The organism is Proteiniborus sp. DW1 (assembly GCF_900095305.1).
Lineage (GTDB): Bacteria > Bacillota > Clostridia > Tissierellales > Proteiniboraceae > Proteiniborus.
Window position 1 is genome coordinate 1 of sequence record NZ_FMDO01000029.1, and the last position, 13,412, is coordinate 13,412.

The 13,412-nt window shown below is 32.5% G+C and carries 12 protein-coding genes; 11 read left to right on the plus strand and 1 reads right to left on the minus strand.

Features of this window, described 5'->3' with window-relative positions:
* Nucleotides 1–25: 25 nt before the first annotated feature.
* From pepF to DW1_RS06640, 5 genes are all read left to right on the plus strand, one after another.
* Nucleotides 26–1,843, plus strand: coding sequence for an oligoendopeptidase F (pepF, locus tag DW1_RS06620; RefSeq protein ID WP_074349898.1), 1,818 nt, complete (start codon nucleotides 26–28; stop codon nucleotides 1,841–1,843).
* Between the two features lie 214 nt (nucleotides 1,844–2,057).
* Nucleotides 2,058–2,546: a spore coat protein gene (locus DW1_RS06625; protein WP_074349830.1), complete on the plus strand. Its 489-nt coding sequence runs from the start codon at nucleotides 2,058–2,060 to the stop codon at nucleotides 2,544–2,546.
* A 254-nt stretch (nucleotides 2,547–2,800) separates the two neighbouring features.
* A complete protein-coding gene (locus tag DW1_RS06630) occupies nucleotides 2,801–3,937 on the plus strand; it encodes a coiled-coil domain-containing protein (RefSeq protein ID WP_074349831.1) in 1,137 nt (378 codons plus the stop codon).
* 21 nt (nucleotides 3,938–3,958) lie between these two features.
* The gene (locus DW1_RS06635; protein ID WP_074349832.1) at nucleotides 3,959–4,642 is read left to right on the plus strand and encodes a cell division ATP-binding protein FtsE; all 684 of its coding nucleotides are present in this window, start codon (nucleotides 3,959–3,961) and stop codon (nucleotides 4,640–4,642) included.
* Nucleotides 4,626–5,513, plus strand: a complete 888-nt coding sequence (locus DW1_RS06640) for a cell division protein FtsX (RefSeq protein WP_074349833.1) — start codon at nucleotides 4,626–4,628, stop codon at nucleotides 5,511–5,513. Before DW1_RS06635 ends, DW1_RS06640 begins: the two co-directional genes overlap by 17 nt.
* 87 nt (nucleotides 5,514–5,600) lie before the next feature.
* On the opposite strand, the gene DW1_RS06645 is transcribed toward DW1_RS06640, so the two are convergent.
* A complete protein-coding gene (locus DW1_RS06645; protein ID WP_074349834.1) occupies nucleotides 5,601–5,816 on the minus strand; it encodes a DUF1450 domain-containing protein in 216 nt (71 codons plus the stop codon).
* A gap of 198 nt (nucleotides 5,817–6,014) precedes the next feature.
* On the opposite strand from DW1_RS06645, the gene DW1_RS06650 reads away from it, so the two are divergent.
* The 6 genes from DW1_RS06650 (at nucleotide 6,015) to DW1_RS06675 (ending at nucleotide 13,342) form a co-directional block, all read left to right on the plus strand.
* Nucleotides 6,015–7,109 carry a DUF3810 domain-containing protein gene (locus DW1_RS06650; protein WP_074349835.1) on the plus strand — a complete coding sequence of 365 codons (1,095 nt, stop codon included), beginning with the start codon at nucleotides 6,015–6,017 and terminating at the stop codon, nucleotides 7,107–7,109.
* Between the two features lie 510 nt (nucleotides 7,110–7,619).
* Nucleotides 7,620–9,257, plus strand: a complete 1,638-nt coding sequence (locus tag DW1_RS06655) for a peptide ABC transporter substrate-binding protein (protein WP_074349836.1) — start codon at nucleotides 7,620–7,622, stop codon at nucleotides 9,255–9,257.
* 153 nt (nucleotides 9,258–9,410) lie between these two features.
* Nucleotides 9,411–10,349, plus strand: coding sequence for an ABC transporter permease (locus tag DW1_RS06660; RefSeq protein ID WP_074349837.1), 939 nt, complete (start codon nucleotides 9,411–9,413; stop codon nucleotides 10,347–10,349).
* Complete coding sequence (opp3C, locus tag DW1_RS06665; RefSeq protein ID WP_074349838.1) at nucleotides 10,349–11,362, plus strand: oligopeptide ABC transporter permease; 1,014 nt, start codon at nucleotides 10,349–10,351, stop codon at nucleotides 11,360–11,362. The genes DW1_RS06660 and opp3C overlap by 1 nt, the downstream gene beginning before the upstream one ends.
* Before the next feature lie 17 nt (nucleotides 11,363–11,379).
* Nucleotides 11,380–12,429, plus strand: coding sequence for an ABC transporter ATP-binding protein (locus tag DW1_RS06670; RefSeq protein ID WP_074349839.1), 1,050 nt, complete (start codon nucleotides 11,380–11,382; stop codon nucleotides 12,427–12,429).
* Nucleotides 12,419–13,342, plus strand: a complete 924-nt coding sequence (locus DW1_RS06675; protein ID WP_074349840.1) for an ABC transporter ATP-binding protein — start codon at nucleotides 12,419–12,421, stop codon at nucleotides 13,340–13,342. The genes DW1_RS06670 and DW1_RS06675 overlap by 11 nt, the downstream gene beginning before the upstream one ends.
* The last annotated feature ends 70 nt before the right edge of the window (nucleotides 13,343–13,412 follow it).

Sequence of the window (13,412 nt, forward strand, 5' to 3'; positions counted from 1 at the left end):
TAGAAAAAACAAAGGGGGTTATGTATTGAGTAAAGAGTTAAAAGCAAGAAAGGATGTTGATCAATTACTGACATGGGACTTAACAGCAATATTTAAAACCGAAGAAGAGTTTAGTTCTGCTGTAAAGGAAGCACAAAGACTTACTGAAGAAGTTGAAAAAGAGTATAAGGGTAAATTAAATTCTGCTAAAGTAATAAACGAATGTCTAGATAAGATGAAGAGTTTAATGCAAATAATTAACCTAGCTGGTACATATGCACATCTAGCAGTAGCAGTTGATCAAACTAATAGTGAGAATCAAGAAAGACAGATGAAGTTCTCAAATATAATGTCTAATTTAAATAGCAGATTAAGCTTTGTAAAAAGCGAGATTATGGAAGCTAGGGAAGAAATCATTAATGAAGCTATAGAACAGTCTAAAGAGAATAGTGGTTATTTAAAAGATATTATAGAAGCTAAAAAACATACACTTCATCCTGAGGCTGAAAGAGTATTATCTGCTTTATCTAGTACATTAAATTCTCCATATAGTATATACAACAGAGCTAAGCTTGCAGATATGGACTTTGGAACATTTACTGTAGATGGAAAGGAATACCCTCTAAGCTTTGTACTATTTGAAAATGAATGGGAATATGAAAATAACCATGAAATAAGAAGAGCAGCTTTTAAAGCCTTCTCTAATAAATTAAAAGAGTATCAACATACTATAGCAGCAGCTTATCAAGTTCAAGTTCAAAAGGAAAAGACTTTAGCAAATCTCAGAGGTTTTGATTCAGTAATAGACAGTTTACTATTCCACCAGAAGGTAGACAGAGAACTGTATAATAGACAAATAGACATCATTATGGAGAAACTTGCCCCTCATATGAGAAAATACGCAAAGCTTCTTCAAAAAATTCATAATATTGATGAAATGACTTTCGCTGACTTAAAGTTAGTAGTGGATCCAGATTTTGAACCGGCAATAACAGTTGAAGGATCTAAGAAATATGTAGAAGAAGCTCTATCTGTACTTGGGGAAGACTATTTAAATATGGTTAAAAGAGCTTATAGTGAAAGATGGATTGACTTTGTTCAGAACAGAGGAAAATCAACAGGTGCTTTTTGCTCTAGTCCTTATGGTAGCCATCCGTTTATATTGATATCATGGACTGAAAGAATGAGAGAAGTGTTTGTACTTGCCCACGAGCTTGGTCATGCAGGACATTTTTATTTAGCTCATCAAAATCAAAATATATTTGATACAAGACCATCTCAATATTTTATAGAAGCACCATCTACTATGAATGAGATGCTTATGGCAAATTATTTAATGAAAAATAGTGATGATCCAAGGTTTAAGCGATGGGTATTATCTTCTATGATTAGCCGTACCTATTACCATAACTTTGTAACTCATTTATTAGAAGCAGCTTATCAAAGGGAGGTATATAGAATAATAGATGAAGGTGGAAGCGTTCAGGCTCCTAAACTTAATGCGCTGAAGAAAGGTGTATTAGAAAAGTTCTGGGGAGATACTGTGAAAATAATTGATGGAGCAGAGCTAACTTGGATGAGACAGCCACATTATTATATGGGACTATACCCATATACATATAGTGCAGGATTAACTATAGCTACAGAAGTTAGCAAAAGAATCCTAACAGAAGGACAGGCTGCATTAGATGATTGGAAGGAAGTCCTAAAAGCAGGTGGAACTAAGACACCAGTAGAGCTTGCGAAAATGGCAGGTGTAGACATAACAACAGAGAGACCATTATTAAATACTATAGAGCATATTGGAAATATAATAGATGAAATTATAAAACTAACTGAAGAGATAGATGGTATAAGTCTATAATCAAAAATGGGTTATTGTATTATATAATATATAAAGTTTAATATAAGCAATTAGTGAAGAGATTCTTCGGACTTGCGTACTTAGAGTGACATGCTTTCAAGATATCATTCTAAACGTAAGTGAGGGATCTCTTTTTAATTCAGTTAAACAGTAGCTTCTTTTTGTCTGAATATTTTTTTCCTTATTGTAAATTATATATACAGGAGGTGTTTAAATGTTACAATTAACTCAAAAAGAAAGATATTTATTAGAGGACCAAAAAAGTCAGGAAGAATTATGTATCAAAAAGTATAACAATTATGCAGAGCAAGCTCAGTGTCCACAGCTAAAGCAATTGTGTAAACAACTTGCTCAACAAGAACAACAACATCTAAATACTATTAATCAAATACTTAATGGTCAAACTCCAAATACGAGCCAGCAGGGAGGACAGCAAGGTCAACAACAAAGTCAGCACCAAGGCAGTCAAAGCACAAGTATGCAGAATATGACAACAGGAATGGTAAATCAGCAGGATGCAGATTTATGTACAGATCTTCTATCTACAGAAAAGTATGTTTCTGGAGCATATGACACAGCAATTTTTGAGTTCAGAGATGCAAATATTCGTCAGGCTCTAAATCATATTCAAAAAGAAGAACAGCAGCATGGTGAGCAAATATTCAATTATATGCAAAGCAAAGGTATGTATAATCCTAAATAGTGAATAGGAGTAAAGAAAAAAACAACGGCTAGTTTATCAAGTCTTGATAAACTAGCCGTTATTTTTAGTTACTATAAAAAATTGTAGTCTCGTAACAGAAGGTTATCTGTTTCTTACTATATGGGTTATTAAAGGCATTCAGAAAATCAAATTAGGCAATAAAAAGAAGGGGAAGCTACTCAATCATTAAAGGGAAAAGAAGCATAATGTAGAATATAATATTATAAATTCTATTACTGCGTGGGGGATTGAGTATGAATAGAAAGCTATGCCTATTATATTCGTTTATAGGGTTGATTTTAATATCCATAATAATACCTTGTTTTTCAAATATTGGAATAGCAACTCCAAACATAACTGAAGAGGATAATTATTTGTCAGAAGTTCAAGAAAGTCTGGCTGACATATCAGCAGAAGAAAAGGGAGTACTTGAAAAACTCTTTACTTTGTCCCAAGATATTGAAGAAATGGAAAGGCAAAGAGTAGAATCAATTAAGGAAATAGAAAGTCTCAATGAAGAGATATTGAAAATCGAGGAACTAATAGCGGCAGAGACACTTAGTTTTGATCAAAACCTTAGAATAATGGAAGATATCCTTAAGACATATCAAAAAAGTGGACCAGGTTCTTTCATTGAGCTTATACTTAGTTCAGATAATCTTAAGGAACTATTGCAAAGGCTCAATCTCTTGGGAGATATAACTAGAAATACTAATGAGCTATTAGAATCCTTACAAGAAAGCAAGCTTAAGCTAGAATTTGAAAAAGAGAGAGTAACTGAAAAGTTAAATCTTTTGGAAGAACAACAAGAAAAGCTGGAAGAGACTCTTGATAAAAATATTGCTCTCAAGGAAGAACTTGAAATCTACTTAGCTTCTTTAGAAGGGGAGAGAACTAAATACGAGGACTATTTGACAAAGGTGGAGCTTTATTGGTCAGAGTTGAAACCGCTATTCTCTGAAACTACTAAAATATTTTCAAGAATGCTTTATGATACTACTCTTCCACCAGATGTGATAAAAATTGAGTTTTCTTTTTTAAATGTTAAAGGCATAATTGAAGAGAAGGTATTTAAGGAGATAATCGCAAGTCGGTCTTTTCCAATGGAGTTAGAGTTTGAGTTTTCTGATGACAAGTTGGAGATTAATATACCAGATAAACATCTGTATCTTGCTGGAAACTTTGAAATTGTAGAGAGTAAAAAACTCGTTTTTATAGTAGAAGAAGGCAGTTTTTTCGGAATGCCTCTTGAAAAGGCTACTATAGAAGATTTATTTAGTGAGGGCTATATGGAGCTTGATCTAAGTAACATTCTTGGCAAAAATAAACTAAAATCTATTAAGATTAATGATGATAGCATAGAACTGCAAATTACTCCAGTTTTATTTTAATTATTTTTAGGGGGTACATATATGATTGAGGCAAAAGATTTGTGCTTGAGATATGCTGATGGTACATTAGCATTGAAAGATATTAACATAAATATTGGAACTGGTGAGGTAGTATTTGTTATTGGTCCCAGTGGATCAGGTAAAACAAGTTTTTTAAAGCTCTTGCTAGGTATGGAGCATCCAACCTCTGGGTATTTAAGTGTTTTAGGACACTCAATAACTAAAGATAAAAGTTCTCAAATTAGAAAAATGAGAATGGCTATGGGCCCTATTTTCCAAGACTTCAGACTACTCCAAGGTAGAACAGTTATGGAAAATGTACTTTTAGGTATGAGGTTTTTAGATTTTAATAAGCAGCAAATGCTACAAGATGCTAGGGAGACTATCCAAAGAGTAGGACTTAATCATAAAATAAATTCATCTGTAGATAATCTGTCTTGGGGAGAACGTCAAAGAGTAGCCATAGCAAGGGCTGTAGCTAGAAAGCCTAAATTGATTATTGCAGATGAGCCTACTGGTAATCTTGATAAGGATAATGCAATAAATATATTAGAGCTTTTAACATCATTTAAGGACAATGATACTACAGTAATAATAACTACACATGCTACTCACTTAATTGAGAATATAGAGGGAGATATGTTGATACAAATTGATAAAGGAAATATTCAATGGGGAAGGTTGAGTCATGAAGAACATTTTTAAAAACTTTAGTTATTTTTTAAAGGAAACAAAAACTATTTTAAAATTAAATTTTCTTTCAAACATATTTTCTATTCTAAGCATGGGATTTATATTTTTAATGCTTTCAATGGTGATTTCAGGAGTATGGATCAGTAGTCAAATGATTGAATTAATGGAAGAAGAGGCAGAGATTAGTGTTTATTTTGATGAAAGTTTTGGTGATGCAAAGATTAACAGTATTTTAAGTGAAATTGAAGCCATAAGTGGTGTTAAAGAAGCAGCAATTATAGATAAGGAAAAGGCTTATAGTAGAATGGTAAAAATCATGGGAAAGGATGCAGATATTTTAAACTTTTTTAGTCATAACCCATTTAGTGCTTTTATAGAAGTAAAAATAGACTTGGAGAAGATAGACTTAATAGTTGACCAAATAGAAAAGATAAATGATATAGAGCATATTAGAGATAATCAAAGTGTCTTAAATAGACTTAGGAGTATTTCAAGTATTATAAGAGTTTTAGGACTTTTAATAATATCAGCTGTAGGTGTATCTACCTTAGTTATAACTTCACATATTATTAGACAAGGTATATATAACAATAAAGAACAGATAAATACTCTAAAGCTTTTAGGTGCTCCAGAATCATTTATAGTATTACCTTTCTTTATAGAAGGACTGATTTTGGCATTGGTAGCAGGCATATTTGCAGTAACAATTGGAATTTTAAGCCTCAAATATGTTTATGTTCAAACTACAGGACCATTGCCTTTTATTCCGCTTCCACCTTTAGATAGTTTAATTAAAGGAAACATAATAATGACCTTATCCATAAGCATTATTCTAGGGATTATAGGTAGTGCCTTTGGCCTTGCATCGGCAAATAAAAGTTGATAATTAGAAAAGTCAAAAAGGAGCAAAGGCTCCTTTTCTCATGACATTGAGTGGTATGAAGCTTTAAAGTAGTACTAAGCATGAAAGCTACTCTAAGATTTCTTTTATCTTATTGTACAATTCTTCAGGATTATCAGCTTCGATGTATTCATCATCAACTAAAGCAAAAGGTTGCATTGCACATTCACCGCAATATCCTAGACAAGACTCTACTTCGTATTCTATTTCATCATTTTCTAGCATTTCAATAACTTCTTCTGCTCCTTGTTCATAATTATTCTCACAAAATTGTATTCTGGCCATTAAAAACACACTCCTTAGTAATAATCTATTCCTGTATATTATTTCAAAAAATTCATAAAGAATTCATAATGTTAGCAAAAAATGAATCGTTGATAGTATTTTAGGTTTAGCATAAAATATAACTATATATTTAGAGTATTTAATATATAGTGTTAAGATATGATGATAATAAACGAGATTTGAAAAGGGGTGCTTTAGTTGAATGTAAAACGGAAGTTTAATAGCATATGGTTATTGACTTTGATTCCTCTTACTTTTGGTGTAGTTTATGCGTCACAAAAAAACCCTGATATAGTTGAAAAAGTATACTCGAGCAGGCTTTATACATATATAGGAAGTGCCCTTAGTATGATTACGGGTATTTTCCCTTTTTCATTGGGTGAGACAATAGTTATATTCGGAGTGTTGCTTATAATTGCAGGAATATTGTGGCTTGTCTATAATACTATAACTAGAAAGGTTGGTTACAAAGTAATACTTAGATATACAAAGAATATGCTTATTGCCTTTAGCATTATATACTTTCTATTCAATATTTTATGGGGCTTAAATTATTATAGATTATCTTTTGCACAGATAGCAAATATTGATGTAAGACCAGCTACAGTGCAGGAGTTAGTAGAATTATGTGATGATTTGATTGAAAGGACTAATGAGCTTAGAAGAAAAATTCAGCAAAGTGAAGATGATGTGTTTTATGGAAAAGACTATAAATACATACTGAGAAATGCTTACAAAGGCTATGAAGTAGCTAAGAATATTTATCCAGAGCTAGATGGTAGTTATGGTAGACCCAAAGGTGTTATATTCTCTAAGGCTATGTCTTACATGGGAATAACAGGGGTATATTTTCCCTTTACGGGAGAAGCAAACGTGAATATGGATACGCCTTTTATATCGCTACCATCAACAGTTACCCATGAAATGGCACATCAGAGAGGATTCGCACGTGAGGATGAAGCAAATTATATTGCATATCTGACATGTAAACTCCATCCTGAATTAAGCTTTCAATATTCTGGATATATATTAGCTTTGACTCATTCAATGAATACTCTTTATACCAATAACAGAGAAAAGTTCATAGAGCTAAGCCAAAAATATAGTGATGAAGTGAAAAGGGACTTAAGTGAGATAAATGGACACTGGGCCAAATATGAGGGACCTATAGAAAAGGTTTCTAATAAAATGAATAACGCTTATTTAAAATCCAATAATCAAAAAGATGGCGTGAAAAGCTATGGAAGAATGGTGGATCTTTTAATAGCTGAGTATAGAATGATGAATAAGTAAGAATTAGAAGTTGGAAATTAACAATTAGCCTAGGTAATGTGCGAAGCGACTGACAAAATCTATTTCTGTCATCTGAATCTTAGTGAAGAATCTCTATTATATTCAAACAGGAGATTCTTCAATTTCGTTTTAGAATGACATGAAAAAATAGGTTCTATAATAAATGTTGGATTGCATAAATCATGCACCCCAACATTTATTATAGAACCTAAATTATGTACTTGCTTTTTATTTTGCAAGTAATGTTTTATAAAGTTGCATAAATTGAAATGTATTAAATTATCATTTTAAAATCCTATTCGAGGAAAACCTTTACCCAACTAACCATATCACAAATTAACAAATGAGAACATTTCTAAAATCTATGCTAATTATGAAAAAAGGAAAACGATAACATGCAAAATTCAGAAAATTCCTTATTGACAGTCAAATATTCAGTATATATAATAGCTATTAAATAAAAAACTCTAGAGGAAATTTTTAATAAACAAAAGGAGGGTCTATATTAAAATGAGAAGATCTAAGAAATTATTAACTGTTTTATTAGCTTTAGTACTAATATCATCTTTAATTCTAGCAGGATGTGGACAGGATGCCACTTCTGAAAATGGTAAAAAATACTTGAGACTTGCAAAAGATGTTGAATTAGCATCTATGGATCAACATATAGCAACAGATGAGCTATCTTTTGAAACAATAGCTGCAACAATTGAAGGTTTATATTCTCTAGATAAAGATGGAAATATTATTCCTGCTATAGCTCTTTCAGATGAGGTAAGTGAAGATGGATTAACTTATACATTTAAGTTAAGAGAAGATGCTAAATGGTCAAATGGGGAGCCTGTAACTGCTAATGACTTTGTGTTTAGCTGGAGAAGAATAGTAGACCCTGAGACTGCAAGTGAATACAACTTCATAATGGATGTAGCTGGTGTGAAAAATGCATCCAAAATTACAACAGGAGAGCTTCCAAAGGAAGAGTTAGGGGTAGAAGCTGTTGACGATTACACTTTAAAGGTTACTTTAGAAAGACCAACACCATACTTTAGATCTCTAACTACTTTTGCATCATTCTACCCATTGAATGAAAAGTTTGTAACAGAAAAAGGAGATAAATTCGCTCTTGACCCTGAAAACTTACTTGCTAATGGACCTTTTAAAATGGTTGAATGGAACAAAGGATACGGGTTTAAACTTGATAAGAACCCAGATTATTATGATGCTGATAGTGTAAAAATTGATGGATTAGAGTTTCGTATTATAAAAGAAAATCAAACAGCAGCACTTAAATTCGAATCTAACGAACTAGATGTAGTTAAACTTTCTTCAGAATTAGTTGATAAATACAAATCACAACCAAGCTTTAATCAAGTAGATTCAGGATTTTTATGGTATATGTCTTTTAACCACGAGACAGAGCTTTTTAGCAACTTAAATGCTCGTAAAGCATTTAGCTATGCAATTGATAAGGAACATATTGCTAATAAAATTCTTAATGACGGTTCTGTAGCAGCAGATTTCATAATTCCAAGAGGATTAGCAACTGGACCTGATGGAAAAGACTTTAGAGAAACTGCAGGAACCTATGCTAAATTAGACAAAGAATTAGCATTAGAATATTGGAATAAAGCTAAAGAAGAATTAGGAAAAGATAGCTTTGAAGTTGAAATACTATTTGATGATGCAGAAACAATAAAGAAAATGTCTGAGTTTATACAAGCAGAACTTGAAACTAATTTACCAGGCCTAACAGTTAAATTAAAAGCTCAACCAAAGAAAAATCGTCTAGAATTAATGCGTGAAGGAAGCTTTGAAGCAGGAATTACTCGTTGGGGACCTGACTATGCTGACCCATTAACATATCTAGAATTATTTATAACAGATGGAGCTTCAAATTCTCCTAATTATTCAAGTGCAGAATATGATCAACTTGTTTTTGATGCAAGTCGTGGAAGCTTAGCTAGTGACCCAGAAGGACGTTGGGAAGCTATGAAACAAGCAGAAAAAGTATTGTTAGAAAAAGATGCTGCAGTATCACCACTATACCAAAGTGGATATGCATTCTTGATTAATCCTAAAGTAAAAGGAATTGAAAGTCACACAGTAGGAACACCATATATTTATAAGAATGTAGAAATAGGAGAATAATTTTAAGTAAAGACCTGCTGTTTAGGGGATATTCTCCTCTAAATAGCAGGTCATAATAAATAAGTTTACTAAAAACTATATTCTTTTGTTTAAGATTTTGAGATTTAGTTGAAGAATCTCATGTAAACTAAGCAGAGAAAGGAGCTGATTTATTTGCTTAAGTATATTCAGAAAAGACTAATTATTTCGGCAATTACATTATTAGTAATCCTAACAGTTTTGTTTTTATTATTAGAATTGATGCCAGGTTCACCATTTAATGATGAAAAGTTGACCCCAGACCAAAGGGTTCTATTATATAAAAAATATAATTTGGACAAGCCGTTGCATATTAGATATGTGGCGTATTTAAAAAATGTAATATTAAAAGGCGATTTTGGAAACTCCTACGCTATACAAAAAGATGCTCCTGTATCTGATATGTTAAAAAGCAGATTGGCTGTATCTATTAGATTAGGTATACAGTCTCTTATATTAGGTTCAGTAATAGGATTACTATTTGGAATAGTGGCCGCAGTTAAGAAAAATTCCAAGCTTGATACTCTAACTACGGTATTTGCGGTAATTGGAATTTCAGTGCCATCCTATGTATTTGCATTAGGATTAAGTTATTTTTTAGGTTACAAGTTTAAATTATTCCCTTTTACTTATGATATTTATAGAACTTTTGAATCAAGTATTCTTCCTACCATTGCACTGTCAATGTTTGTCATAGCTACAGTTGCTAGATTTATGAGAACAGAGCTTGTAGAGGTTTTAGGCACAGAATATATTTTATTGGCAGAGGCTAAAGGGCTAAAATCTAAAAAAGTAATTATAAAGCATTCCATAAGAAATGCTCTTATCCCAGTAGTGACAGTTTTAGGACCTATAACAGTAAGCTTGATGACTGGTTCTCTGGTTACTGAAAGAATCTTTGGTATACCTGGAATCGGAGACTTACTGGTTACTGCGATCACTGTAAATGACTTTAATGTAGTTATATCAATAGCATTTTTCTATAGTGCATTTTATATTCTAATGATGTTATTAATCGATATACTATATGGAATAATTGACCCTAGAATTCGTGTAGCAAAGGAGGCAAATTAATGGAAAACATAAGAACATATTTTAATAGTGGCTCCTTTGAGAGAGTATTTAAGGACGAAAGAGTTCAAACTGATGTGGTATATGAAGGCGTAAGCTTTTGGAAGGATGTGGCTTTGAGGTTTAGCCAAAACAAAGGGGCATTGATAGGACTTATTTTGATATCAATAATAACTATAATGGCTTTTGTAGGACCTCATATAAATCCTCATACTTATAAAAGCATTAAGACAGAACATATGAATCTTCCACCTAGAATTCCTATTATAGAAAAATTAGGTATACTTGATGGGGAGGTTAATGGAGTAAATGTCTATAAAGAAAATGGGTTTGACGATGTATATTATTGGTTTGGAACTGATAACTTAGGTAGAGATATTTGGACAAGGGTATGGGTTGGTACCCAAGTATCCTTATATATTGCCTTTCTTGCACTTATAATAGATATGGCTATAGGTATGGGATATGGACTTATATCAGGATATATAGGTGGACGTGTAGATATAATCATGCAGAGAGCTATTGAAATACTAAGTGGGATTCCCAATCTTGTAGTAGTTACACTGTTTGTTATGGTTTTAAATCCTGGAATACTATCAATATCTTTGGCATTAGTTATTACAGGCTGGATAGGTATGAGCAGGGTTGTACGTTCACAAGTATTGAAGCTAAAAGAATTAGACTTTATACTAGCTTCAAGAACATTGGGTTCAAGTCCGCTAGATATAATCAGAAAGGACTTATTCCCAAATATTTTCGGACAAGTTATTGTTATGAGTATGTTTTCAATACCTAGCTCAATTTTTTATGAATCATTTTTAGCTTTTATTGGGCTAGGTTTGCAGCCACCAATGGCTTCACTGGGAGTATTAATCAGTGACGGTTATAAATCTATATTAGTGTATCCACATATTATAGTAGCTCCAGTTATTGTTTTAGCAGTTCTTATGCTAAGTTTTAATCTATTAGCAGATGGAGTAAGAGACGCATTAGATCCAAAGATGAAGGTAAATTAAAGAAAGAAGGTGAAAGGATGAAAGAAAAAATATTAGAAGTTAAAGATTTACATGTATCTTTTAAGACACATAGTGGTGATATTAAGGCTATTCGGGGAGTTAGCTTTGATTTATATAAAGGGGAGACATTAGCAATTGTAGGAGAGAGTGGTTCAGGAAAATCAGTAACTACTAAGGTCCTAATGGGTATACTTGCAAAAAATGGTATCATTGAAAGTGGGGAAGTATTATATAAAGATAAAGACTTAACTAAGCTTACAAAAAATGAAATGACATCTATTAGGGGAAAAGAAATAGCTATGATATTTCAGGACCCTATGACATCATTAAATCCAACAATGACTGTAGGTTATCAGATTGCTGAAAGTATAATAGAGCATCAGAAGCTGACTAAATCTGAAGCTAAGAAAAAAGCAATAGAGTTAATTAAACTAGTTGGTATAACAGAACCTGAAAAGAGATATAAACAATATCCGCATCAATTAAGTGGAGGTATGAGGCAAAGAATTGTAATAGCTATTGCCCTTGCATGTAATCCAAAAATTCTTATAGCAGATGAACCTACTACAGCACTTGATGTTACTATACAGGCACAAATACTAGATTTAATTAAGGAATTACAAGAAAAAATCGGCTTGTCTATTATATTTATCACCCATGACTTAGGTGTAGTTGCAAATATAGCTGACAGAGTAGCTATAATGTATGCTGGAAAGATTGTTGAATATGGGACCTCAGAAGAGATATTTTTTGATCCACGCCATCCATATACATGGGGATTATTAGCATCAGTTCCCGATATGGAAAATCAACAAAATGAATTATATGCCATTCCAGGTGCACCACCAAATATGCTTTATCCACCTAAGGGAGATGCATTTGCACTTAGAAGTGATTTTGCACTTAAAATTGATTTTGAAAAAGAACCTCCTTTCTTTAAGGTATCAGATACTCATTATGCTGCCACATGGCTACTTCATGAAAAGGCGCCTAAAATTCATATGCCTAGCATATTAAAAGATAGGATTGAAAATATGAAAAGGGAGGCTGCTTTATATGTTGGCTGATAAAGAAGCTATTCTAGAAGTAAAAAATTTAAAACAACATTTTAGACTTGGTAGAAAAAGTGTACTAAAGGCAGTAGATGATATATCTTTTACTGTATATAGGGGAGAAACCTTTGGGCTTGTAGGAGAAAGTGGTTCAGGTAAATCTACAACAGGTAGAAGCATAATCAGACTCTATGATCCTACTGCTGGTGAAGTGACTTTCTGTGGAAAGAAAATATCAGGTAAAATCGATAAAGCCACTGAAAAAATCCTTAGGACAAAGATGCAAATGATATTCCAAGACCCAATGGCCTCTCTTAATCCAAGAAAAACTGTGTTAGATATTATAGCTCAGGGATTAGATATTCACGGGCTATATAGAACAAAGGAAGAAAGAAGAGAAAAGGTCTATGAGATTCTTGAAACAGTTGGATTGTCTAAAGAGCATGCACATAGATATCCTCATGAATTTAGTGGTGGACAAAGACAGAGAATAGGCATAGCTAGAGCCTTAGTTGTTAATCCAGACTTTGTCATAGCAGATGAAGCAATAAGTGCCTTAGACGTTTCAATTCAGGCTCAAGTTGTAAACTTACTAAAAAAGCTACAAGAAGAGAGAAACCTAACATATATTTTTATAGCTCATGACCTTTCAATGGTAAAATATATTAGCGATAAGATTGGAGTTATGCATCTGGGTAAAATGGTTGAGTTAGGAACTGCAGATGCTATTTATAACAATGCAGTTCATCCATATACAAAATCACTTTTATCAGCCATACCTCACCCAAACCCTATTTTAGAAAAAGCTAGAAAGAGAGTTCGCTATGACAAATCAAAAGTTGACTATGATAAAGGTGAATTCATAGAAATAGAAAAAGGACACTTTGTTTTAGGTACTAAGGAAGAAATAAAACAATGGACTGCATAGCAAAAATCACAGGGACAGGTCCCATGATTTATAACAATAAATCATAGGACCTGTCCTCATGATTTTTATT